The sequence below is a fragment of the Wolbachia endosymbiont (group A) of Sturmia bella genome (genome assembly GCF_964030905.1).
In the GTDB taxonomy this organism is placed as follows: domain Bacteria; phylum Pseudomonadota; class Alphaproteobacteria; order Rickettsiales; family Anaplasmataceae; genus Wolbachia; species Wolbachia pipientis.
The window spans coordinates 1198166-1221711 of sequence record NZ_OZ034988.1; the positions used below are offsets into that span (position 1 = coordinate 1198166).

The 23546-nt window shown below is 34.8% G+C and carries 26 protein-coding genes, 1 tRNA gene and 2 pseudogenes; 15 read left to right on the top strand and 14 right to left on the bottom strand.

The genetic code is table 11. From position 1 onward, the window contains the following. Window positions 1-87 precede the first annotated feature (87 nt). The 4 genes from rpsP (at window position 88) to trpS (ending at window position 3052) form a co-directional block, all read left to right on the top strand. Window positions 88-408 carry a 30S ribosomal protein S16 gene (rpsP, locus tag ACQH3L_RS05630; protein ID WP_006279266.1) on the top strand — a complete coding sequence of 107 codons (321 nt, stop codon included), beginning with the start codon at window positions 88-90 and terminating at the stop codon, window positions 406-408. A 10-nt stretch (window positions 409-418) separates the two neighbouring features. Continuing rightward, complete coding sequence (locus ACQH3L_RS05635; protein ID WP_010962840.1) at window positions 419-1405, top strand: polyprenyl synthetase family protein; 987 nt, start codon at window positions 419-421, stop codon at window positions 1403-1405. 61 nt (window positions 1406-1466) lie between these two features. Next, window positions 1467-2036 carry a nucleotide exchange factor GrpE gene (locus ACQH3L_RS05640; RefSeq protein WP_425384750.1) on the top strand — a complete coding sequence of 190 codons (570 nt, stop codon included), beginning with the start codon at window positions 1467-1469 and terminating at the stop codon, window positions 2034-2036. Between the two features lie 17 nt (window positions 2037-2053). Further along, complete coding sequence (gene trpS, locus ACQH3L_RS05645) at window positions 2054-3052, top strand: tryptophan--tRNA ligase (protein ID WP_425384751.1); 999 nt, start codon at window positions 2054-2056, stop codon at window positions 3050-3052. A gap of 175 nt (window positions 3053-3227) precedes the next feature. Here the strand turns inward: trpS and ACQH3L_RS05650 are convergent, their stop codons facing one another. From ACQH3L_RS05650 to ACQH3L_RS05665, 4 genes and pseudogenes are all read right to left on the bottom strand, one after another. Beyond that, complete coding sequence (locus ACQH3L_RS05650; protein ID WP_010082470.1) at window positions 3228-3989, bottom strand: alpha/beta hydrolase; 762 nt, start codon at window positions 3987-3989, stop codon at window positions 3228-3230. A gap of 1 nt (window position 3990) precedes the next feature. After that, the gene (locus ACQH3L_RS05655) at window positions 3991-4518 is read right to left on the bottom strand and encodes a c-type cytochrome (protein WP_425384752.1); all 528 of its coding nucleotides are present in this window, start codon (window positions 4516-4518) and stop codon (window positions 3991-3993) included. A 432-nt stretch (window positions 4519-4950) separates the two neighbouring features. Beyond that, window positions 4951-5457 (bottom strand): annotated as a pseudogene (locus tag ACQH3L_RS05660) (transposase); the annotation flags it as partial. A 51-nt stretch (window positions 5458-5508) separates the two neighbouring features. Further along, window positions 5509-6206: pseudogene (locus tag ACQH3L_RS05665) on the bottom strand (IS4-like element ISWpi18 family transposase); the annotation flags it as partial. A gap of 222 nt (window positions 6207-6428) precedes the next feature. On the opposite strand from ACQH3L_RS05665, the gene ACQH3L_RS05670 reads away from it, so the two are divergent. The 7 genes from ACQH3L_RS05670 (at window position 6429) to ACQH3L_RS05700 (ending at window position 11567) form a co-directional block, all read left to right on the top strand. Then, entirely contained in the window at window positions 6429-6551 is a 123-nt protein-coding gene (locus tag ACQH3L_RS05670; protein ID WP_425384753.1) for a hypothetical protein, read from the top strand. A gap of 412 nt (window positions 6552-6963) precedes the next feature. Next, window positions 6964-7608: a hypothetical protein gene (locus tag ACQH3L_RS05675; protein ID WP_010962848.1), complete on the top strand. Its 645-nt coding sequence runs from the start codon at window positions 6964-6966 to the stop codon at window positions 7606-7608. 148 nt (window positions 7609-7756) lie between these two features. Beyond that, a complete protein-coding gene (locus tag ACQH3L_RS05680; protein WP_425384754.1) occupies window positions 7757-7951 on the top strand; it encodes a hypothetical protein in 195 nt (64 codons plus the stop codon). Window positions 7952-8053: 102 nt separating this feature from the next. Next, the gene (gene proS / locus ACQH3L_RS05685) at window positions 8054-9322 is read left to right on the top strand and encodes a proline--tRNA ligase (RefSeq protein ID WP_022626352.1); all 1269 of its coding nucleotides are present in this window, start codon (window positions 8054-8056) and stop codon (window positions 9320-9322) included. Then, a complete protein-coding gene (locus tag ACQH3L_RS05690; RefSeq protein ID WP_010082456.1) occupies window positions 9319-9690 on the top strand; it encodes a holo-[acyl-carrier-protein] synthase in 372 nt (123 codons plus the stop codon). Before proS ends, ACQH3L_RS05690 begins: the two co-directional genes overlap by 4 nt. Before the next feature lie 11 nt (window positions 9691-9701). Then, window positions 9702-9956, top strand: coding sequence for a hypothetical protein (locus ACQH3L_RS05695; RefSeq protein WP_425384755.1), 255 nt, complete (start codon window positions 9702-9704; stop codon window positions 9954-9956). 114 nt (window positions 9957-10070) lie between these two features. Further along, complete coding sequence (locus tag ACQH3L_RS05700; RefSeq protein WP_425384756.1) at window positions 10071-11567, top strand: proton-conducting transporter membrane subunit; 1497 nt, start codon at window positions 10071-10073, stop codon at window positions 11565-11567. On the opposite strand, the gene ACQH3L_RS05705 is transcribed toward ACQH3L_RS05700, so the two are convergent. From ACQH3L_RS05705 to ACQH3L_RS05725, 5 genes are all read right to left on the bottom strand, one after another. Beyond that, window positions 11564-12226, bottom strand: coding sequence for a hypothetical protein (locus tag ACQH3L_RS05705; protein WP_010082435.1), 663 nt, complete (start codon window positions 12224-12226; stop codon window positions 11564-11566). The genes ACQH3L_RS05700 and ACQH3L_RS05705 overlap by 4 nt on opposite strands. A gap of 68 nt (window positions 12227-12294) precedes the next feature. Next, window positions 12295-13089 carry a hypothetical protein gene (locus ACQH3L_RS05710; protein ID WP_022626354.1) on the bottom strand — a complete coding sequence of 265 codons (795 nt, stop codon included), beginning with the start codon at window positions 13087-13089 and terminating at the stop codon, window positions 12295-12297. 73 nt (window positions 13090-13162) lie between these two features. Continuing rightward, window positions 13163-13984 carry an AAA family ATPase gene (locus tag ACQH3L_RS05715; protein ID WP_038199127.1) on the bottom strand — a complete coding sequence of 274 codons (822 nt, stop codon included), beginning with the start codon at window positions 13982-13984 and terminating at the stop codon, window positions 13163-13165. A gap of 17 nt (window positions 13985-14001) precedes the next feature. Further along, complete coding sequence (locus ACQH3L_RS05720; protein WP_006280292.1) at window positions 14002-14589, bottom strand: L-threonylcarbamoyladenylate synthase; 588 nt, start codon at window positions 14587-14589, stop codon at window positions 14002-14004. A gap of 118 nt (window positions 14590-14707) precedes the next feature. Continuing rightward, on the bottom strand, window positions 14708-15178 hold the full coding sequence (locus ACQH3L_RS05725; RefSeq protein ID WP_010082479.1) for a hypothetical protein: 471 nt from the start codon (window positions 15176-15178) through the stop codon (window positions 14708-14710). A gap of 75 nt (window positions 15179-15253) precedes the next feature. On the opposite strand from ACQH3L_RS05725, the gene miaA reads away from it, so the two are divergent. Beyond that, a complete protein-coding gene (miaA, locus tag ACQH3L_RS05730; RefSeq protein WP_010082478.1) occupies window positions 15254-16147 on the top strand; it encodes a tRNA (adenosine(37)-N6)-dimethylallyltransferase MiaA in 894 nt (297 codons plus the stop codon). A 3-nt stretch (window positions 16148-16150) separates the two neighbouring features. Here the strand turns inward: miaA and ACQH3L_RS05735 are convergent, their stop codons facing one another. Then, window positions 16151-16978, bottom strand: a complete 828-nt coding sequence (locus ACQH3L_RS05735) for a hypothetical protein (RefSeq protein WP_038199131.1) — start codon at window positions 16976-16978, stop codon at window positions 16151-16153. A 296-nt stretch (window positions 16979-17274) separates the two neighbouring features. On the opposite strand from ACQH3L_RS05735, the gene recG reads away from it, so the two are divergent. Together recG and ACQH3L_RS05745 are read left to right on the top strand one after the other, a co-directional pair. Beyond that, window positions 17275-19296: an ATP-dependent DNA helicase RecG gene (gene recG, locus ACQH3L_RS05740; RefSeq protein ID WP_038199133.1), complete on the top strand. Its 2022-nt coding sequence runs from the start codon at window positions 17275-17277 to the stop codon at window positions 19294-19296. A 589-nt stretch (window positions 19297-19885) separates the two neighbouring features. Further along, window positions 19886-20173: a hypothetical protein gene (locus ACQH3L_RS05745; protein WP_010962862.1), complete on the top strand. Its 288-nt coding sequence runs from the start codon at window positions 19886-19888 to the stop codon at window positions 20171-20173. Window positions 20174-20188: 15 nt separating this feature from the next. Here the strand turns inward: ACQH3L_RS05745 and ACQH3L_RS05750 are convergent, their stop codons facing one another. From ACQH3L_RS05750 to walE1, 4 genes are all read right to left on the bottom strand, one after another. Next, entirely contained in the window at window positions 20189-20647 is a 459-nt protein-coding gene (locus ACQH3L_RS05750) for a hypothetical protein (RefSeq protein WP_022626355.1), read from the bottom strand. A 135-nt stretch (window positions 20648-20782) separates the two neighbouring features. Next, a tRNA-Gln gene (locus ACQH3L_RS05755) sits at window positions 20783-20857 on the bottom strand. Continuing rightward, a complete protein-coding gene (gene cutA, locus ACQH3L_RS05760) occupies window positions 20848-21183 on the bottom strand; it encodes a divalent-cation tolerance protein CutA (RefSeq protein ID WP_006279213.1) in 336 nt (111 codons plus the stop codon). Before cutA ends, ACQH3L_RS05755 begins: the two co-directional genes overlap by 10 nt. A gap of 441 nt (window positions 21184-21624) precedes the next feature. After that, the gene (gene walE1 / locus ACQH3L_RS05765; protein WP_425384757.1) at window positions 21625-23148 is read right to left on the bottom strand and encodes an actin bundler; all 1524 of its coding nucleotides are present in this window, start codon (window positions 23146-23148) and stop codon (window positions 21625-21627) included. 155 nt (window positions 23149-23303) lie between these two features. Between walE1 and ACQH3L_RS05770 the strand changes: the two genes are divergently transcribed. After that, window positions 23304-23519, top strand: a complete 216-nt coding sequence (locus ACQH3L_RS05770) for a hypothetical protein (RefSeq protein WP_006279848.1) — start codon at window positions 23304-23306, stop codon at window positions 23517-23519. The last annotated feature ends 27 nt before the right edge of the window (window positions 23520-23546 follow it).

Here is a 23546-nt window from a genome sequence, read left to right on the forward strand (position 1 = left end):
ATTATAAGGTGCAAAAGCTGTATAATTCATTTGACTTAAAACGGCTCATTGTATAAAATTGTGGCTAATATATGAATAAAGGTTAACATGGCAGTTAAAATAAGGTTGGCGAGGTTTGGCGCAAAGAAACGCCCTTTTTATAGGATAGTTGTAGCTGATTCACGAGCACCAAGAGATGGGCGTTTTATTGAGAAAATAGGACAATATGATCCAATGTTACCAAAAGACAATAAAAATCGTGTTGTGGTGAAAGCTGATAGATTAAAACATTGGCTAAGTGTAGGCGCGCAGGCAACTGAAAGAGTACTGTGGTTTATCAAAAAAGGCATAGTAACTTTAGAAACAGAACCAAAGAAAACAGAAAAGAAGAAAGTAGAGAACGAGAAAGCACAAGGGCAAGAGGCATAAGTCTCTTAAAATGCTAAATACTGATTTAACAAACAGCGATAAATTAGACGATATTGTATCTTCTGATTTGTCAGCTATGAATGACTTTGTCTTCAAAAATGTCAATGATGAAGATGCTAAGCTTGCTACTGATATTATATCTCATCTTGTTAGGTCAGGTGGAAAAAAAATAAGGCCTAAACTAGTTTTTATTATATGTAAAATGCTAAACTATTCTGGGGAGAATAGGATCAACGTTGCTGCATCGGTAGAGTTTATACACAATGCTACTTTACTTCATGATGATGTGCTCGATGAAAGTGAGGCACGCCATGGAGTTAAAACAGCGAATAAGATTTGGGGAAATAAATCAAGCATTTTAGTTGGTGATCTATTGTTGACTCTAGCATTTAGATGGCTTATAGAGTGTGGAAATTTAAATATTCTCTCTATTTTATCTAAAGCATCGCATTTACTTGTGAAGGGTGAAATAAAGCAGATGACAGCACGCTTTGACCCCCACACAGTCAGGGAAAATTATTTTGATATCATTGGAGAAAAGACAGCATCTTTATTTTCTGCATGCTGTGAAGCTGCATCAACAGTATCTGGTGCAACAAATGACGAAACAGAGAGGCTAAAGAATTTTGGTTTTAATTTTGGTATGGCATTTCAAATAGTTGATGATATGCTCGATTATACTGCTAATCAAGGCACTTCTGGAAAGCAAGTCGGAAAAGACTTTTTCGAAGGTAAAGTCACCTTACCTGCTATTATAGCATACGAAAAGGGCAGTCCAGCAGAGCAAAAATTCTGGGAAAAATGCTTTTCTTCAGCTAGACACAATTTTGACCAAGCATTACACTATATTAATCACCATAATGCCATTCAGCTTTCTATGGAAAAAGCTAGACACTACATTAATATGGCACAAAATGATATTAGTACTTTTTCTGATTCTTTTTATAAAACTACTTTAATTAACTTTTTAAATGCGAGCATAGAAAGACGAATGTAGCTGGCGCTTGATATTTTCAGATTAATTGTTATATATTTATTAGATTCTTAAGGGTAATGATATGTCAGATAGCAGTAAGGAGAAAAAGAAGAAGTTTGCTGATATGGTAAGTAGGCAGAAAGGTGACGACCAACAAAGTGATAACCATAAGCAAACTGATGATTTAAATGAAGATCTCAATACATTAAAAGAACGTGCAGTTCAGCTTGAAGATCATTTACGCCGTGCTGTTGCAGATAATGAAAACGTCAAACGTATAATGCAAAAGCAAATTAGCGATGCAAGTGACTACGCAGTCACAAAACTTGCACGTGATATGATCGACTCGTGCGACAATTTAAAAAGAGTAATGGAAATTTTGAAAGACGGTGATCCTGTTCATGAGGGGATTAAAGTAGCTTATCAAAAAATTATAAATGATCTAAAAAAACATGGAATAGAGGAAGTAGACCCACTTGGTGAGCTTTTTGATAGTAATTTACACCAAGCTGTTGTGGAAAGAGAAGACAATGAAAAAGAGCCTGGCGCCATTGTAGAGGTACTACAAACTGGTTATACTATCAAAAATAGGTTGCTCCGCCCTGCAATGGTTATTCTTTCTAAGAAATCTGCTGATTGTGGAAACGATTAGCATGAGGTAAATGTATAATGACAAGTATTGTCTTTTCAGGTATCCAGCCAAGTGGCGTACTACATTTAGGTAATTATCTTGGTGCAATCAAACAGTGGATAGACTTACAGGATAAATACAAATCTCTTTTTTGTATTGTCGACCTACATGCAATCACAGCAAATAAGCTTCCCGCAAGTGAATTAAAAAGTAATATTTTCAAAACAGCAGCAGCTTATATTGCATGTGGAATAGATCCAGAAAAGTCCATTATTTTTAATCAGTCCACAGTTAGTGGTCATGCAGAACTGGGCTGGCTGCTTGGGTGCTATACACCAATTGGTTGGCTTAATCGCATGACTCAATTTAAAGATAAAGCTGGCAGCGATAAACAAAAAGCCTCTCTTGGATTATATAGTTATCCAGTACTTATGGCTGCAGATATATTGTTGTATCAAACTAAATACGTTCCTGTTGGTGATGATCAAAAACAGCATTTGGAGCTTGCACGTGATATTGCATCAGCTTTTAACAATCATTATAAGCTGTATCATTTCATCGTACCTGAAATCTTAACTTTGGATTGCACATCAAGGATAATGAGCTTAAGAGATGGTACAAGCAAGATGAGTAAATCTGATCCTTCAGAACATTCGTGCATTAACCTTGATGATACGGATGACTTAATTGTCAAAAAAATAGAAAAAGCAAAAACAGATTCAATTCTAGGCTTTGCTACTTTAGAGTGCCGACCAGAAATAAGCAATTTGATAAACATTTATTCAGTGCTTAGTAATGTAAATGTGAAAAAAGTATGTGAAGAAGTGAACAAACATGACATGAAGCACTTCAAAAAAGAGTTAGCTGATTTAATTATCAGTGTTATATCACCCATACGTGAGAAAATGAATGATCTTTTAAAAGACCAATTCCATTTACATGAAATATTAAAAAAAGGCACAAAGAAAGCAGCAGAAATTGCAACCCATAATATAAAAGAAATCAAGGATATTATTGGATTTGCTCAATATCTGTAAGGTTCCAAAGTGTGATGGTGCGAACCGTCATACCGCCGCGGTATCTCAGCCGCTAACACGTAGCGGGATGACGGTTTTTCAAATTGTCGGTAAATCTAAGTCAGTTTAGCTATAGGCAGCAATTTTCTGTATTTATTTTAAGTTGAAGAAAGCTCAAATGAAAAATCGTGTTTTGCTAAAAATCACAGAATGCAGTCTGGTTACAAAATTCTCTAATGGTCTTAAATAAAACTTCCAGTGAATGATTGTCAGACATATTGTGCTCTGCTGATTTTATTAAGTGTACTTCAACATCGGTTGACTTAATTTTTTCAGCTAAATTCAATGAAGTTTGATAAGGAACATCTTTATCATTAATGCTATGCAGCAAGCGCACAGGACAGTTTATATCTATTGTCTTTTTGTTTAAAAGAAGGTTCTTTCTGCCATCTGCGATCAAATTTTTAGTTATTTTGTATGTACAATGCTCTGAAGTAAAATCTATTACACCTTTAGAATCTAGTTCTTCTTTTTGCTTGCCTGACAATTGCTTGAATATCAAATCTTCAGTAAAATCGGGAGCAGACGATATACCAATTAGTGCTGCAATTTTTTCTGGAAATTGAAGGGCAGTGAGCAACATCAGCCATCCTCCCATACTTGAACCTATAATTATTTGTTTATCGCTAGTTAATTCACTCATTACTTTAGCACAATTTTTTTGCCAATCACTTATCGTGTAATCAATAAAATTACCACTTGAATGACCGTGACCAAAATAATCAAATAGCACAAGTGCTACGTCATTTTCTTGGCAAAATTTGTAAATAGCAGTTGCTTTAGTTCCATCCATATTGGATGCAAATCCACCGAAAAAAACTACAGAAGCTTTCTTTCCTTGTAGCTTTCGATATGCTATGTGACCATTATTTCCATCAAACAATTTACAATAATCCATACTACTTTGGCAAAGCAACCGGGCTATCACTCAATTGACGCAAATAACTAACTAGATCTGCAATTTCTTGTGGATTGGAAATACCTGCAAATGCCATACGTGTACCTTTTATATAGGCTTTTGGGTTCTTTAAAAAGGCAAATAGCTCCTCATACCCCCATTTTCCACCTCTTTCAAGCACTGCTTTTGAGTAATTGAATGAGTTACCAAGATGGGCCTTTTTATTTCCAACTATGTTCCATAAGTTTGGTCCTACTTTATTCATTCCACCTTTCTCAAAACTATGGCAGGCTATACATTTTTTTGCTGCTGATTTACCTTTCTCAAAGCTAGCATTCTGCATGAGCGCTCCAATATCAAGCGCCACTTGCTCGATTTTTTGCTGGAACTCATTGCTGCCAGCAGCTACTATCGTTTGGTGTTCAATCTTATATTCTTCTGGACTGTAAAGCATATCAACTACATTACTAACTATCATAATGATTAGCCCAGAAAGTAAAATCGATGCTGCAATCTTATTAAGCTCCATAGTTAATTTTTATTAAGTAATGTTACTTAAATTATGCGAATATTTTCGCAAATAGCAACCAATTACCTTGAAGCTCGCTAAAGATGAGAGTCTCTATAGCTAACCCAAGAAAGGTTTTCCTACGTCCATACCGCCGCGAACCGTCATACCGCCGCGGTATCTCAGCCGCTAACAAGAGATCCCGCTAACAAGTAGCGGGATGACGAGGTTCACTGCCATTAAGTTAAGGAAAGAATGGTTAAAAACTGAACTAAAAAGTCAGAAATAATTAAGGATTTATGACAAATACTGAAACAGAATAGAGTAAACTTTAAAGCAGATAAACTCTGAAGTGTAAATTACTTAAGAAATAGTTTGTTTAGAAGTCATTTTACAGGAGCTATGGCAATAAGCTACCCAGTTATTATCAGAAGATATGAATACTACCTCTAGTCAAAATATGTGTTTTCTAACCCTTTTTTGGTAATTGAACGAACGAAGATAAGGTACCTTATGACGATCAACTTTCCTTCCCTTTCTTACCGCCAAAGTGTTCATCAAAAATAGCTTTGATAATTGATCCATAATGCAGTCAGTATCTGATTCCGTAGCAAAAATGTCGAAAGCCAAGTTTTTGATCGCGTTAAATGAGACAGATTTGTTAATGCTCCTCTTAAGCTTATCATCGGTTAAGTCCATATTCAACGCTTCTTCTACATCTTCTGTCATAACACTTTCTAGGTTGCTAATAAAGATAGCTGACCAAAAATCCTGTTTAACAGACTCAACACTTTTTCCTGTAAAATTTTCTAGACTTAGTCTTCCTTTGAGTTTTGCAAAAAATGTCTCAACTCCCCAGCGTAAAAAATATAACTCCTTAAATCCTCCAGTTTGAAACTTTTGTTCATCCATTAATGATGTAGCTAACACTTCAATTTCACCAGATGGCAGTACCACTTTGAAGCGTTATTCCACTATTTTCTTGTTTTATCTTACGCTGAGCACATATGGTAACCTCAACACTAGATGGGCTTTTTTCTTCAAACATAGCATTCACTTCATTAAAAGATGATCTGGGACATCGAATGACATAAGCAATTTTTCTTTTTGTAAGGCTAGAAAGAAATTTATAAGATAAATATACAAATCAGTAAGTCATTAGTATTTACAACTTTAAGCATTCCATCTGCTAAGTTAATTTCATGAGTGTTACCTCTATCTAACACTGACCTTATGGCAACATTATTTAGCACATCTTAACAAACCGCAAAGGTTGCACTTGCATAATCACCTAAATCTTTTGGTTTTTGGTTACGTATTTTTCTTGAGCCAAATTCATTTTTTATTTCAACGCTTGTTGGTAAAATGATTTTGGAGGCATCAAGAGCTAACACTCTAAAGCCAAAACAAGTTTTAAATTTTTGGTCTTGGTAGTACAAGGAAACCACACCTTCGTTAATTTCTGAAAATGCACTGTGTTTCATTTTTTTTCTTGCTTGACTAAAAGCACTAGCAGTAACGGTATAGTCTTTTTTCCTATATAAAATAAATTCGTTTAGTATTACTTGCAGCGACTTTACACTTTTTCTTAAAATTAAGATAAATATGTCAATAAAAGATAACTTCCTCTTTCTCATAAAATCTTTTGAAGATGATTTATGGGATTCTATAAATTCTAGACTTGCCAATTCATTTTGAATAAATTTTATTACTGCCTTTTTTACTCATACTACCTTTAAACTTATTGGTATACATCATTATCCCATAAAATCTATCTTTTTTCCTTAACTTAATGGCAGTGAGACGAGGTTATCGTCATGCCGCCACGAACCGTCATACCGCGATTCATTCGCGGTATCTCTTAGCCGCTAACAAGTAGCTGGATGACGATTGTCAGGGTGTAATCCCAGTGTCCCTATGATGTCATCCCAGTGCTTGACACTGGGATCCAGGAAAGTTTGCTTGTAAGCAAGCAAACTAGCACAGAAAGTGGTTACAACATTTTCGATGAGATTATATGGAAAACTGGATCCCAGTGTCAAGCACTGGGATGACAAAAAAAGGAGCACTGGAATGGCACCATTTGTTATGTTTAACAAAGTTCGTACTTAGCTTCATGTTAGCCATAAATATTTAAGAAATTTACCAAATGGAAAAAAAGGCAAAAGAAGCCCCATGGTTAACTAGTTCTGACACTGGTTTCCATCCAAGACGGCAGTAGCCCCTTCGGTGTCATTCCAGTGTCAAGCACTGGAATGACAAAGGAGAGCAGTGTCAGCTACTTGGATGACACCTTTTTTCTACTTAGTGTGGGTTATACAAGAAGTCTATTGTATGGCTATTGCTGGTCGTATATTACTTATAGCTTATCTATTCAAATTGCAACTTTGTTTTTCATAATTAATTATTGACAGAAATTATTAATTGGGTTATTATTAAATTATCGTTAACAAGTGAGGCAAAGAAATGATGATATCCAATAATTCTTCATTGCTAAAAGATAGTCAGGAGCTTACTAAAACTAAGCAGACTATATGGAAACCTTTAATTGCTGTTTCATTATTATCTATATTTAGTTTCATATCTGGTCAATATCTTCCTTATGTTATTATAGCAGTTTCTGGTTCTGGTCCTATTGCAGCAGTTCCTTTAGCAATTTTTGCTGTTTCTACGGTTGTTGCACTTATTTCAGTGACATATCTTGTTAAACTGGCTATTTCTAGAGATGATAATAAGAAAGAAGTAGGTCTTAATGGACAGAAATTCGGCCATACTCCATCTCAAGAACCACAAAAATTTGTGTGTAAAAATTGTACTAATCTGGAGAATAAATCAAATGTACCTACTCCTCAATCACCTCCAGTAACGTTTGGAACACAACCAAATCCAAGTCCACCGCCGCCACCTCCTCCATTGCCACAAGATGCTGCACTACCACCTCCGCCTCCGCATTTTTTTACAGCTTCCAAGCGTACGGAGCAACCTAAGAATGATGCACCGAAGAAGGCTGGTGAACCTGAGAATAATAATCATTCTACTCTGTTTGAACAGATAAGAGGAGGTACTACGTTAAAAAGAGTGGGCAGCAACAAAATTTTACAAATGAATTGAAAGCAAAATTAGAAAGTAGTGGGGCACTGACAAAAAAGAAACACCAGAAGAGTTTGCTGCAAGAATAGATAGGGAGCAAGCAGAGAGAAAGAAGTCGGATGATAATGATTCAGATTGGACAAAGAGACTTAAGGAGAGAGCAGCAGTCATGCAATTCTCAGATAGTGAAGAGGAGTCACCGGTACCGCCAAGTTCGTGTGTTGATTCACCACAAGTAAATAATGTTGACTCAGTGGATAATGAGGTGCAAGATTCACCTCCTCTTTCTGTTGAGGATCGCATAGCACAGTTTGGTGGAAAAGCGTTGCGATGCCAAAAGGAAAATGTTGTACAAGGACTATGATAACTATGAAATGGTCAGCCATGCACTTCCCTTCCTTTTCAAAATAAGTTTACCTACAGGTCTGATTGTATTAAGATTACTTAATACAATCAGACCTATTATATGCGCTTATCCAAATATTACCTGCCAACTCTAAAGGAAAAGCCTGCCCATGCTAAAATTATCTCCCATCAATATTCTTTGCGTGCAGGTTTAATAAAGCAGATAGCATCTGGCATCTATACGTGGTTACCACTTGGTCTCTTAGTGCTTAAGAATATTGAAGATATTATCAGAGATGAAATGAACAAATCCGGTGCTATTGAAGCATTAATGCCTTGTGTGCAACCAGCAAGTCTTTGGCGAGAATCAGGGCGTTACGATGATTACGGTAAGGAAATGCTACGCATAAAGGATAGGCATGAGGAAGATATGCTTTTTGGTCCAACGCATGAGGAGATAGCAACTGATTTAATTAGAGATGTGGTAAAAAGTTACAAAGATTTGCCACTTTGTTTATACCAAATTCAATGGAAATTCCGTGATGAGGTAAGACCACGTTATGGTGTTATGAGGGGCAGGGAATTTTTGATGAAGGATGCATACAGTTTTGATGTAGATTACGAAGGTGCACTGAATTCATATAATTTGATGTACAAAACTTACATAAAAATCTTCAAACGCATGGGATTTACTCCAATTGGAGTTCGAGCTGATACGGGGCCAATTGGAGGAAATTTGAGCCACGAGTTTCATATATTGGCAAACACTGGTGAGAGCACTTTATATTATGACAATAAATTTTCTGAACTACTAGAGAGTGAAGATATTGAAAGTTTAAAGAGTATATACGCAGTTGCAGATGATATGCATGATCCTGAGACTTGCCCTATATCACAAGAGCAGTTAAATGTTAGTAAAGGTATTGAAATAGGGCATATTTTTTATTTTGGCGACAAATATTCAAAGCCTATGAAGGCAAGTGTTACTTCTCAAGATGGAAAAAATGTCAATATACATATGGGTTCGTATGGCATTGGGGTTTCAAGACTTGTTGGTGCGATAATAGAAGCTTTTCATGATGATAAGGGAATTATCTGGCCGGAGGAGGTAGCTCCTTTCAGAATTGGTTTAATCAATTTACAAACGAAAGTAACGGAGGCTGCAGATAAAATATACAAAGCTTTGAAGAGCGATGAAGTGCTTTACGATGATACGGAAGGGAGTGTAGGAGTAAAATTTTCTAGAATGGATCTGATAGGCTTGCCGTGGCAAATAATTGTCGGAAAGAAAGCAGTAAGTGAAAATATAGTTGAAGTAAAAAATAGAGCAACTGGAGAGGTAAAGGAAATGCAGATTGAGGAAGCAATAAATCACTTTAGCGCAAAATGATACACGGTATCGGCACTGACATAGTATATATACCAAGAATATTGAGAATATTACAAAAATACGGGGAAAAATTTCTCAATAGAATCTACACTGAAAAGGAAATAGAGCTAAGTAGAAAGTATAATAGTCAAGAAATGCGAGCAAGGTATTTTGCTAAACGCTTTGCAGCAAAAGAAGCTTTTGTTAAAGCACGAGGTAGTGGTCAGGGTATTACAATGAAAGATATAGAAATATACAATGATGTAAGAGGCAAGCCATATCTTACCGTTAGCAAGGATTTTATCTCCAAAATTCATCTTTCTTTAAGTGACGATGGAGATTACGCTACTGCATTTGTTGTAATTTGCGTCTATAGCTCACACAGATAAAGTTTACTCTTTTGTCATCTTATGGCTTACTGTATGAACATTCATTTTTAAAGGTAAACTGCACAGCAAATGGTCAGTGCTTGACACTGTCCTCCTTTGTCATCCCAGTGCCCAGACACTGGTTTTCTGCAATCTCATCGAAAACGTTTTTCTATGCTAGTTTGCTTGCTCACAAGCAAACTTTCCTGGATCCAAGTAGTCTGGGCACTGGGATGACATCTTTGTTGTGTTTAACAAAAACAAATGTTCGTACAGTTGTGGAATGAATCGCAGTATAGCTATAGCATACACAAACGACTAGTTTGCCAAAAAACCATAGCGGTTTTTCTATGATTTTAGTATAATTCTAGCTTTACCTAAACAAAAAGATGAATTATTTAATGGACTGTGTTTTAACGTCTCTTTCCTTACCATTTTCAATTACTGAGAATTATTTATTAATTACTGCGTTGATTCCACTTTTAAGTGCGTTAGTTATTTTTTTTACTGGTAAATGGCCCGGAGTGAACAATAGTATTACTGTCACTTCTTCTGTACTTCTGTTTACGTATACGTGTCTGTGCACTTTATATTGGGTATATGGTGATCATTCTCAATTTATTCTCATGGATTTTGGTAATAATTTGCACATTAGTTTAAAGCTAGAGTCTACCGGAGTAATATTCAGTTTATTAATATCGTTTTTATGGGTGCTGACCAGTATATATGCAATATGTTATATGCAGAATAACTATGCTGATAGCAATCACTCAAGTTTTCTATGCTTTTTTTCAATATCGATTGGCTGTGCAATGTTTATTGCTTTTTCTGGAGACTTGCTCACTACATTTGTCTTTTATGAGCTTCTAACTATTAGTACATACCCTCTGGTTACTTACAACTCAACAAATGAATCAATGATTGCAGGACGCTATTACTTTGGCGTGCTATTTTTCTCTTCTTTGGTATTATTTTTTCCTGCAATAGGCCTTCTATATCATGAATTTCATACTTTAGACTTTGTAAGCGGTGGAATATTCAAATTTGATACTTCACTCATCACTTTCATTGCAGTGTGTTTTGCTATGCTGATTTACGGAATAGGAAAAGCTGCATTAATGCCAATGCATTTTTGGTTACCAAAAGCAATGGTTGCACCAACTCCTGTGAGTGCACTACTGCACGCTGTTGCTGTTGTGAAATCCGGAGTTTTCATCATCATAAAAGTTATATTATACACTTTCGGCGTCGATAATATGCAACGTTTTGTGCAGCAAAATTGGTTTGCTGGAGGGTGGCTTCCGTACGCTGCTGGATTTACTATTATTACTGCATCATTGATTGCACTAAAGCAAAAAGAATTAAAGAAATTGCTTGCTTACTCTACCATCTCTCAATTGTCGTATATTATATTATTCGCTTCAATTTTTAGTGATCTCAGCATGAGGGTTGCAATTTTTCAATTAGTTTGCCACGCATTTGCAAAAATCACTTTGTTTTTCGTTGCCGGAGCAATAATAACGAGAGCAGGTGAGAAATATATAGATAAGATTTACGGTATAGGACGCAGTATGCCAATTAGCATGACAGCATTTGCTATAGGTGCATTGTCTATGATAGGGGTGCCGCCTGCTCCGACTTTTTGGGGTAAATTTCTCATTTTTCAAGCTGTTTTCAACTCTGGCAATGTAATACTTTCTGTGTTTGTAACTCTAGTGTTAATTGTTAGTACTATACTCAACGCTCTGTACTTTTTACCGATAATTTACAACGCCTTTTTCTTAAAACCTTCTCAGAATTACTTTATTAAAAAAACACCAATTCTTCTAGTTTTACCTCCAGTTATTACTGCTATGTGCACTTTGGTTATTTTTTTTAACTACCAAGTAATATTTTAAAATCTGTATTTATAACCATTAACAATAAATTTAAATGGTATTATACCAGCCAGAGTTGCTTTTATATTCGACAAAGTGAAGCTAATCTCCACAGTATCCTCCTTATTTTGCTCGGTTGTAAAAACTACAGTAGCATTTCCAGCAAATGTAACTAAGTCCTTGGTCGATCGATCAATAGATAATGTTATTACATTTATGTTGGCGATTTTTCTTTTAGATAAAGACAAATTACCAGCTTCATTATTCGTTTTTTCCTGAAAGCCTTGATAGATTTTATGTATAGAATTGTTTCTTATAAAATTTTCTTGGTACTTCGGTTCAACGATCTTAATGGACTCGTATATTTCAATGTATTTACTTATTAAGTACCTCGCTGTGGAAGTGTATTCATCTTCCTTTTTACTGAAACTAAGCTTATGCATTGCAGAGAACTCATCTTCTGTGTGGTTCATATACTTCACAAAATTTAAATCTTTTTTAATAGGAAATAACAGGTATATGTTTAATGTTAATAAACATAAGCATACTAGGAGAAGCGATACTATTAATGCCATCCAAGATCTTTCTGCTACACAAAACAGATACCTATGGCAGTACCATTCGACTGCTTTACTGAAATAACTTTTGTTTTTTACTGATTCAAGCAATTTATCTTCCATAACACAATACTACCAGACCTAATCGGATCATTATAATAACAATAAGCTTAGATACTCTAAAAAAAACTTTAAAATATGTCTAAATTTTCCCAAATAGGATGAATGATTATATCACCTTGTTCTGCAATGAGGTAGAATTTATCGATTTTGCTCACATCTATATTTATCATTTTTACACTGAAATTTTCAGGATCATAAGTATTACTTTCTACACTTTTGTGATAATTATAATAATGTAATTTATTTTGATCATCAAAATAACCAAATTCATCAGCAAAGGTTCCCACTTTTCTACCTTTACCACTTTTGACTAGCTCAAATAGATCAATTACATGGTTTTGGGATCCAGGCTCAATAGGCCCTTCTGCAGCAAAAAATTTAGGTGCATGACCAATGTATTCCTTAAATTTTAGATTATGAGTCTTTTTTACACTACCAAAATCCACAAATTTATATTCATCTGAAATACCAGAATATTGTGGATCATACTTTTTATATTCAAAAAACTCATTACCTAAAAAATTACAAAACGTTAATTTATAATTATCATGATCGGATTTTACGACTTTAAGGTAATGAAAATCTCCAGGAATCTTTACTTCCTCTTCCGTAATATGATTACGTACAACAAGCTCACCATTTAGCATATGATAGCCAATTTTTGGCAAAGTAGCTATATTGATTGTCTTGTTTAGCTTAAAATTTGCTTCATAAATGCCACTTAACAACTCCTTTCCTTTTTCTAGGGTTATGTCTTGATCTGAAGCTATATTCTTAATTAAGCTTAATTTTTTCTGCATGTTCAATATGGCTTTCGTCAAAACTTCTATTGATTGCCATACAGTTAATTTATTATCAGTCAAATTATATACTTCGAGTATTAAATTAACAGAATTTTATCATGAATTTATGTTAAAAGTATTATACTTTGTAAACTTATGTCATGATATTAACTACATTAGCTAAAACATGCTTTTTATCTAAGTGGAGTTGCTTTGCGGCAACGAAAAGTTCATCTATTTTTTTCCACTGACTTAGCAGAATTTCAACACCATTTACCTCTCTCTTTATGCTTTCTAAAATGAAGGCCTGAATTATATATGATGCTAGTTCTAGTTCGATTTCGCTATTAATTACTTTATTAATCATATTGGGATTCTTTAAATCATGAAGAAATTTATAAAAGCATTTGTATGCTTCATAAGCATCACTACTTATTGTATTTATTATCATTCCTGGCATTCCAGGAAATAAAGTAATCATTTCGTCAAACGTTTGATTATCAAATTTACATTGAGATGAAGCAACTTGCTTTGTTTCATCATAAGTTAATGGGAGTAAATTTAGCTGAAAGCACCTACACCGGATAGTGGTTTGTATATCATATGGCTTATGGCTAATTATAAATATCTTAGAATTTTTTGGCGGCTCTTCTAATATTTTCAATATTGCGTTTTTAGCGTTATTAGTCATTGCCTCTAAGCTATCTATTATAGCTATTTTGTGTTCTGATTGAATGGGACTTAAGTGTAGAAAGTTTTTCATTTCTCTGACTTTTTCTATTCCGATAGTATCACCTTCAACAATGTGTAAGTCCAATGCTACTTCATTATAGTTTTTTATGAGTAACCAATTGGAGAAGGATTTTGCAAGTGTTGCTTTTCCTATACCTTTTTTACCACAGATCAGCCAAGACTGAACAGATAAGTTGTTCATTATTTTTTTTTTGGCTTGGTTGTGGCCTATTACTTTTTTCATTCTTTCTCCTATAGATTTTAGTTTGAAAATGCGTTGTTTACTGTTTGTAATGAAATTGCACCTTCCCTTAAAACCTTAATCTTATCTTCGGTTAAGTCAATAATAGTAGATTCTATACCAGAAACTAGTTCGTCATCTTCAATCACTACAGATAAATGTTGCTTAATGGATTGTGGTATATCGTTTGCCTTACATACACTTTCTTTTCCTGAAATATTTGTACTAGTTGCAACTATTGGAACTTTCAGTTTGTTTAGTATTGAAATTGCAATAGGATGCTCAGGAATTCTGATACCTATACTATCTTTAAAGAATTCGTTTGGCAATATGTTGTTGTTTTTAAGTGGTAAAATATAGGTAATTGGTCCAGGAGAAAAGTGGTTTATTAAATCAATATATCTTTCCTTTACCTTTGCTATTTTTGTCAAATTGTAAATATCACTAACAAATATAGACAGTGGTTTATTTTGAGAGCGTTTCTTTATCTGATATATTTTTCCTATAGATTCATTATCTAGTGCATTACAAGCAAGAGCATACACTGTTTCTGTTGGAAAACACACTAATAAATTGTTCTGTATTGCATTTATTATTTTAGATACCATATAGCTAAAAACTTATTCATAACAACTAGATCAGTTTTGTTGCACTGTATCTTATATAGTAACTGCTAGTTTTTGTAAACGTAATGCAACGCAGCTTACCATTTGTTATGCAGATTTGCTACAACCCAAACTCTTCATTGACTTTATCAATTATTGCCTGTGGTGGATCCTCTCCCCATCCTGAATACAAAATCTCTCCATAGTCTGCAACATCTATAGAGCCAGTTCTGCTTTTTGCTAGAAACATTTCTCTTTTCTCTTTATCAACTAATACATAATGCCACGCTGATTTTCCACGATCTTTACCACGGACTAAGTATATAAGATCTGACCTACTTCTTTTTGTTGCATCAGCAAAAGATCTTTCATTGACAGTTCTGCTTTTACTTTTTATGCCGCCACTTTCAGAAAAAGCTTCCTTGGATTCGGTTTTTTTGCCTGCTAATTCAGAAATTTTTCCTTTTTCCCCTAATGCCCGTTCTTTGGTGTTTTGAGACGAATACTTACTGGAAAAACCTTCCCCTGTACCGCCAGGAGTCCTGTTTGTGAAACGCTTAGTAAATGAATTATTGTCGTTGTTTTCTGCCATAAAAATCTCCAAACTTTAGATTGTAGAATCCAAACTTTTACTACACTTTATCATATGTTAATTAAATTAATATAAATGAAAAATAATATAGTAATTATTACAGGAATTACGGCCTCAGGTAAATCAGAATTATGCGATAACCTGAGAGAAAAATATGGAAATATTAGTATAATAAATTGTGATTCAAAGCAGGTATACAAAGAAATTCCCATAATTACTGCTCAACCACTAAAGCAAGAAGAATTTTATAAATTATATGGTTATGTTTCAGCAAAAGAAAATTATTCCGTGGGTCTATGGTTAGAGGATTTAGAAAAAGAAGTTAATCACGCATTAGAAAATGCTCAAATACCTATCATCACTGGAGGAAGCGGGCTTTACATCAGCAGTTTCATCAAAGGCTTATCATCAATGCCACAAATAAGTCAGGAAGTGAGAAAAAACGTAAGTGAGCTCAGGAAAAATTTAAGTAAAGAGGAGTTCTATAAATTAGTATTAAGCAAAGACTCAAAAGTTCAAGATAAAATCTGTATTAATGACTCGCACCGTCTTTCAAGAGCACTTGAAGTTATCACTGAAACTGGTAAGACAATCTTTGTATGGCAAGAAAATAGACAGCCTCCTTTATTCGATAATTTTAAGATATATACAATTTTGCCTAAACGTGAGGATGTATACCAAAAAATAAATTCTCGTTTTATCAAAATGATCGAAAATGGAGCAATTGATGAAGTAAAAAAGCTACTTAGTATGAACTTAGCTCCAAATTTGCCAGCTATGAAAGCACATGGAGTGCCAGAAATTGTAAAGTATTTGAAAGGTGAGATTACTTTAGACGAAGCGATACAGATTGCTCAAACAAACACAAGACACTACGCAAAACGCCAGTACACTTGGTTTAAAAACCAGTTCCCAAGTTCTGAAGTCATTGATTGTGCAAATGAGCTAACAGCGCTTGAAATATTTTAATTGTTAGTTTCCAGGTGTATTTCCATACTCATTGCTATGAATGGGCGGTTCCATATTTTCCAGATGGCTGTTCACTTTTGGTGGCTTATCCAAGCCATGCTCTATTTTTATTTTAAAAAATCCAAGCCTCTCGCAAAATTTCTGAAAACACTCTTTTATAACGTCAAACAAGTTTTTATCACCTATATTATAGTCCTTCAGTCTCTTAGGAACAGTAAGTGACAATTTACCATCTTCATATGTTACATTTTTATCACCTTGAGACTTAAGTGTGAATTCTAGCGAGCTATCCAATTTACATAATTCTTCTTCCAGTTCTGCAAAAGTGCGAACTGCAATTTTTTCTTCAATTCTGATTGCCGCATGACTTGGATCACTACAATTAATATGTGTTACATGATTAGACTGAAACAATAACCCATATGTTTCAGCTAAATGAAGGATAGGTCCTCCTTTACCATACAATGCACCCACATAAGCAGCCTGGTTACAATTAGTGATTAGTTCTTCTAGAATAGAATCATTTGGAACTTCTGCTTCAGCATATTCAAATAGCTCTGTAAAAACTTGTTTTACAAATTGGCGGTACTTATTTTTGTCATTTGAAATGAGGTTGGTATGTTTATTATATAATTCATCAACAAGCTCTTTTGTTATAACTTTGTTCTGAATAACAAGTTTCATTCTTGGAAGATCTACGTACATAGTTGCACCAGAATTCGCTTCAGCATTATCTTTACCAGCCCTCAACCTGCTAAAACCAAACTTTTCTGCTTGAGCTCTTAGTGTAACTATTGGATTTTCCTTTTCTTTTGGTGTAGAGCCGTTCATCATTAATACCTTGATATAGACTGCTAATGGTATAATAATACATAAAAATGATTAATAAGTTAATAAAATACCTACTATAAGCCCTATGATAGCAAATATAGTTAGGGGTAACTTAGGCTTACCGACGATTTTAAAAACAACAAATTCGTCATTCCGTTACGTGTTAGCGGCTGAGATACCGCGAATGAATCGCGGTATAACGTTAGAGAGCTGTGCTAGCTATAGTGCATACCTGACCATAAGGTGACAAGATTTTAAAAAGGCTCTATAACAGTTTTACACATGTATGAATCTCAATGAGCAATCAGATTTTTCTAAATAGCAGGCTGGAGAATATACCTAAGTTCCATTCCGCAATATTGCCTAAACTTTGTGGTGGGGACAAGGTGGTGGATCTGCTGTTTTATAAGCCACTTAGTTATGTGGATAGAAGCAAGTTACTATCTGATGCTCGAGTTGGAGAATTTACAACTTTCATTGCAAAAGTTTATGAGCATCAGTCGCCCACTTTTAGAGGTAGACCATATAAAATAGTCGTTGAAAGTGAGAGTCAGTATATATTCATAGTCTTTTTTAATTACTCAGTTAAGTATTTATATAAACTATTTCCAATTGGAGCGAATGTGATCATCAGTGGCAAACTCGAAAAATTTGCTGAACATTGGCAAATTACTCATCCAGATTACGTGTCGCTTGACATCAACCAATTTAAAGAAATAGCTTGCATAGAGCCAGTTTACCAATTATGCCGTGGCATTACCAATAAGCGCATTGGGAACATAATAAGCTCTAATCTAAAGGAATTGCCTGATTTACCAGAGTGGATAGATGATACATTAATCAAGCAAAAAAAATGGTTAAGTTGGAGGGAAAGCATCATAAAGTTGCACAGACCAAGCTCATTGGTGGAAGCTGAGGTTTGTAGAAAAAGGCTTGCTTATGATGAATTGTTTGCGTATCAGCTAGCGCTGAAACTTGCAAGAAAAAATCATGTGAAAGAAAGGGGAAGAGAATTTATAATATTGAGTAAATACAAAGAGCAAGTTTTAAATGAATTGTCGTTTCAATTAACAAATGATCAAACTCGTGCAATAGATGAGATCTCAGAGAGACAAAAATCCAAGTATCGCATGATAAGCTTGCTGCAAGGTGATGTTGGTAGTGGCAAAACCGTAGTTGCACTTTTTGCAATGATAAATGTGGTAGAAAACAACATGCAGGCAGCTCTAATGGCACCGACTACTATCTTGGCGGAGCAACATTATAATTGGATTGAGGAAGTTTTATCCTGTACCGATATAAAAGTTGCGCTGCTTACTGGTAAAACTTCGCGCAAGGAAAGAAAGATTATCATGAACGAACTTGCAAGTGGTGTTTTAAATATAGTGATTGGCACTCATGCACTATTTCAAGCTAACGTTACATTTAAAAATTTAGGGCTTGCAGTCATAGACGAACAACAGCGATTTGGAGTGATGCAGAGAAATCGCTTGGTAGGAAAAGGAGAAAATGCCGATATACTTTTCGTTACTGCAACTCCCATTCCAAGAACCTTGCAGCAAGCTATGTATGGTGATGTTGAATGTTCAATTTTGAAAGAAAAACCAAAATCCAGATTGCCAATAAAAACTGTAACTATGAACATTAGTAGGGTGCCAGATGTTATTGAAAAGCTAAAAGGTGCTATAAACAGGGGCGAAAAAGCATATTGGATTTGTCCATATATAGAAGAAAACGAAGAGACCAATATTGCTGCAGCAGAGATGCGTTTTCAGGAATTACAAAAAACATTTCTTGATAAAGTCGGGATAATACACGGAAAATTGACTCAGGAGCAGAAAGATCAAGTTATGTTTTCCTTCAAAAGGAATGAATTTTCTCTGCTTGTTGCAACCACTGTGATAGAAGTTGGTATAGATGTGCCAGATGCAACCATCATGATTATAGAAAATGCAGAGCAATTTGGGTTATCACAATTGCATCAGTTAAGAGGCAGAGTAGGGCGAGGAAACAAGCCATCTTTTTGTGTATTATTATACGATAATTTAAGTAAAAGCTCATCTTCAAAGTTAAAGATCATGTGTGAGTCACAAGATGGATTTTACATTGCTGAAAGGGATATGATGCTAAGAGGCAGTGGAGATATTTTAGGCACAAAACAATCAGGATGTATGGAATTTAAATTTGCTGATTTATATCAGGACAAAGAGCTGCTCAATCTCGCGTATAATAACGCAAAAGGCGCAATGGCTGATTTTGAATTACTGCTTGATATATTTGAATATAGGAGTAGATTACATTTTTCAAAATTTCAGTAGGAAAACCAGGTAGCCCACAGAAACGAAAAAACTTACTTGACACCCTTCGCCAGCGCCCTTATCATGATAGTGAAGCTATTGTATTTGCTTTTGCCAATCTGCAGATTAAAAGGTAAGGATTACTTAATGTATCGGCGTCTTATGTTCAATTTTTTGCAGTATATAGATACTGTATGTCTTTACAAAACTTCATCTACATCTAGATTTTTATCTAAATAAGCTGAACGCGCTTATAAAGCGTTACAAGACATCAAAAAATGCCAATACTCGACAGAGATAGTAAAAGACTAGCTAACTCGGGGATTCTTTGTCTTTTTTTCTGCTTAGTAAATTTCTTAAACATTTGCAGCGTAAGTTAGTTGCAATTAAAAGCGGCTGAATCTCGCTTGTCAAGCGTTTAAAACATAAAAAACGCCAATATTTTAAAGCGGATAATAACCACGGGGCTTCTTTTGCCTTTTTTTTCATTTGGTAAATTTCTTAATGTTTATGGCTAAACGACAACCGTCATCCCGCTGCTTGTTAGCGGAATCTGCTGTGGCGACATAAACTCAAATCATTTCAAATTTCAATCCAAAGAGGTATCATTATGTCAAACAACTTCAATTTTAAAGAATTTTTTAACCACTATGAAACAAATAGTACGTCAGATGATATACAAAGGTATTATTTGCTGTGGAAATCAGTAATAGCGCAGGCAATGATTGATGCAGCAAGTAACTGTAAAAAAACAGAAAGCTTGGTAGAAAAACGTAAGGCAATTTCTTGGTTGTCAGACTTTAGTCAAGATTTTGTGCACACATGTATATTGGCTGATTGTGATCCGGTATACGTAAAAAATAAAATACAGCCAACCTTAAAAAGCCTTACTAGATAAAGCCTTTTTATATACTTAATGAGGTTTACTCCTTTTACCGAAAAAAATATAATTCAATCTCCTATCTATAGTTGCCTCTATATCTTTGATTAATAGCTGCTTTATCATGTTTACTTTTCGCTTTGCATCTTGAGCTTGACGCTCATTGTTACCACTGTTATTGCTGTAATTATTCTTATCACTATAACTACTGCCACTTGGTTTGCTACTGTTACTGAACTCACTACCCTTTTTTCTTCTTGTGTTGAGTATCTGTATTATCTTTTCCTTTAAAAAGGACTTCCAGCCTGTGCCAAGTAATAATTTATAGAGAAAATGCGGAGTAAGAAACGCCACTAATATTCGAATAGAAATTCCGTAACCGAGATCTTCCCTATTTTCATAATACCACTTGCAATATTGAAACAAACGGTAAAACGCATTTTTGAAAGAGCAAAATTCTACAGCATACCAAAAACCATTGCTGAGAAACATGAGCACAATGCTGAATGTGTAAAGATACATTGTGAAGAGAAACAGTTTCACAATTATATCTTTTAGACTACCTAATATATAATTCAATAATCTTAATTTATAGAAAAGTGATATCATTTCACACCCACTTCAATATGGCTGGGGTGGAAGGATTCGAACCTTCGCGTGGCGGTATCAAAAACCGCTGCCTTACCACTTGGCTACACCCCAATACTACTTACATCAATAACACTATTAGCCCAATTAGTAAAAGATTTATTTGCTTTTTCTATGGGCATCACAGCAATAGCTGGCTGATCATAAGAATGCATTGCTTCGATTTTTTCTACAATTTTATCAACTTGATCATTCCTGCTCTTCATAATTGCCACTACTTCACAACTATTACTAATTTTACCTTCCCATAAATACAGAGAATTCACTTCGGGAAATATATTTACACATACAATTAATTTCTCGTTTAACAATTCTTCAGAAACAGTTTTAGCCTCCTCAAAATTTGAAAAAGTTGTATAAACCAAAACTAAATTATTCATTAGTAGCTACATAAATGCATTGCTACTATACTCTACCGAGATTTATTCATCAAGAGAAAATAACGCCAGCGCGTACTGTATGAACATTTGTTTGCAAAGGTAGTATGTTAAGTGTTATAGCTAGTTTGCCTCAAACGTAAAGGTGTCATCCCAGTGCCCCTGTGATGTCATTCCAGTGCTTGACACTGGAATCCAGTTTTCCATATAATCTCATCGAAAACGTTGTAACCACTTCCTATGCTAGTTTGCTTGTAAACAAGCAAACTTTCCTGGATCCCAGTGTCAGCTACTCGGATGACACCTTTCCTAGCAGAGAAATCACAATGTTCATACGGTTGTACGCATACCGCTGGGATCTAGGATTTTTCTATAGTTTAAAAACAAAAAAAGGACGTTACTCATTGAGTAACATCCTTTTGGAGAAGGTAGAAGTTTTACTTATTACACTGTTCCTGGAGTTGCTGTAGCTCTTGAGTTGACAGGTTCTGCACTAGGTTGATCTAGAGATGCGCGTCGTTTTGCCAACTTTTCTTCGAGTTCTCTGTCAAATTCTTCTTTTAAAGGAAGAACTTGTTTTCTTGTTAGCGTAGAAGAACCAGAACCCATTCCACTATCAGTAGAATTACTGTGAGTGAGAGTTCTGTTACTCAAACTATCCAGGTTTTGCTCCACAATAGGATCACTGAGAACATCTTCACTGAAAGAACTTTGTCCATTTAAGTTAGTCAATGAGGCGCTTCTTGGTAGTTCTGGTGGAGCAACTGGAGTAAGCTTAGGAGTTAAGCTACTAGATGAATTGCTTCTACGGACTGTTGCAAAGTTCTGAGAATCTGAATCAGAGACAGTAGCAGTACTTTCAGTTCCTATAGAATTTAGTGAATTGCTTTTTGACAAGCTGTTAGATTGTTCAGAGCCTTTTCTTCCCAGTGAAGAGAATGATGATGACACAGACCTAGTTAAACTTTTGACAGAAGGCCTGTTAGCTTTTTTCTCTGCTCTGTCAAACATATTGCTTACGCTTGAGTACAAATGATTTTCTCTACATTCTTTAATAACCTTCTTAATTTCATCGTGATGTTCAGAGAAAACACTGTCGATGAAATAACTACCTTTAGGTAATGACCTTTGTGTTAACAAGTTATGCAAGCTTTTTTCATTTAAATTATTAATGAATTCTTTCTGTACTTGCCATCCAGAAGTATGTTCAATCTCCCCTGATTTTGCCTTCTCTGCCATTTTTAAATCAATTTCTGACGATATTCCAGAAAGTATATTTTTCACTAACCCAGAATTATTTCCTTTATCAGCAAAAATTGCTTTCATATCATTTCTTATTTCGTCAGATTTCTTAATTGCATCTGGAGTAAACCTTTTTACCTTATCTAAATAGTCCGTCTCACCAGATGCCTTATGGAACTTATTTGCCACTCCTTCGCCTACAAAACTAGCGCCTTTTTTCAGTGAACCTACTGAATGTTCATAACCTTCTTTCACCTTATCTTTAACATGCATAGCACCATCTCTAACTTTTCCGGCAGCGTATGTTGATGCGTCCTTAACTTTCCCAGCAGTATATTTCGCCCCATCAACTGTTTTTTCTGCTGACCACTTGAGCCCTTTATATCCAGATTGAACTGCTTTTACAGCGACTTTTACAGCGAAATATAAAGCAAGACCAACTATAGCACCCGGTATAGCAAGTGTTGCACCAACTGCCAAAAGTGGTAGTACTGCCGTAAATAATCCACTTGCTGTACTTACTACAAGAATCTTATCTCCTTGTTTCATCTTAGGGAATTCTGTATCTCCTTTTAACAGGTCAGTCATTCTTTCTTTTAGCTTCTTGTGATCATTAGCAATATCTGAATTTGGTAGATTTTGCATCGTTTTATTCAAATCAAAACTATCTTCTGGTTGGTTTTGTTGAGTTCCAACAGAATTTGAATTTTTTTCATTATGTAACATTTTAAACCTCACTATTAATTAAATATATTATAATTGTATTCCTTGATTCTTAAGTTAGTGTTAAATTGATTGCCAGTATTTATTTGTCTTCAAATAATTTCGCTTGACGTGTTTTGTGGTAACATAGAAAATTAGGTCAAGAAGCTGCAGCATTTATGAAGTATAGAAAAAGAACACTCATCTTTTTGGCTGTTATAACTTTAATAATAATAGCTTTACTATTTAGGTATAATTCCCATTTTCACAAAGACGTAGTGCACTTAAAGAGTGACAACAAAGAATTCAAAAAAAAGCCAGAAAATTCCATAGAGTCGACCATATTACATAGAGAAAAGGAAGTGTACGATCATGTTTTCCATCCTGATGATTAATTTGTAAATAAAATAGCAATTTATGTT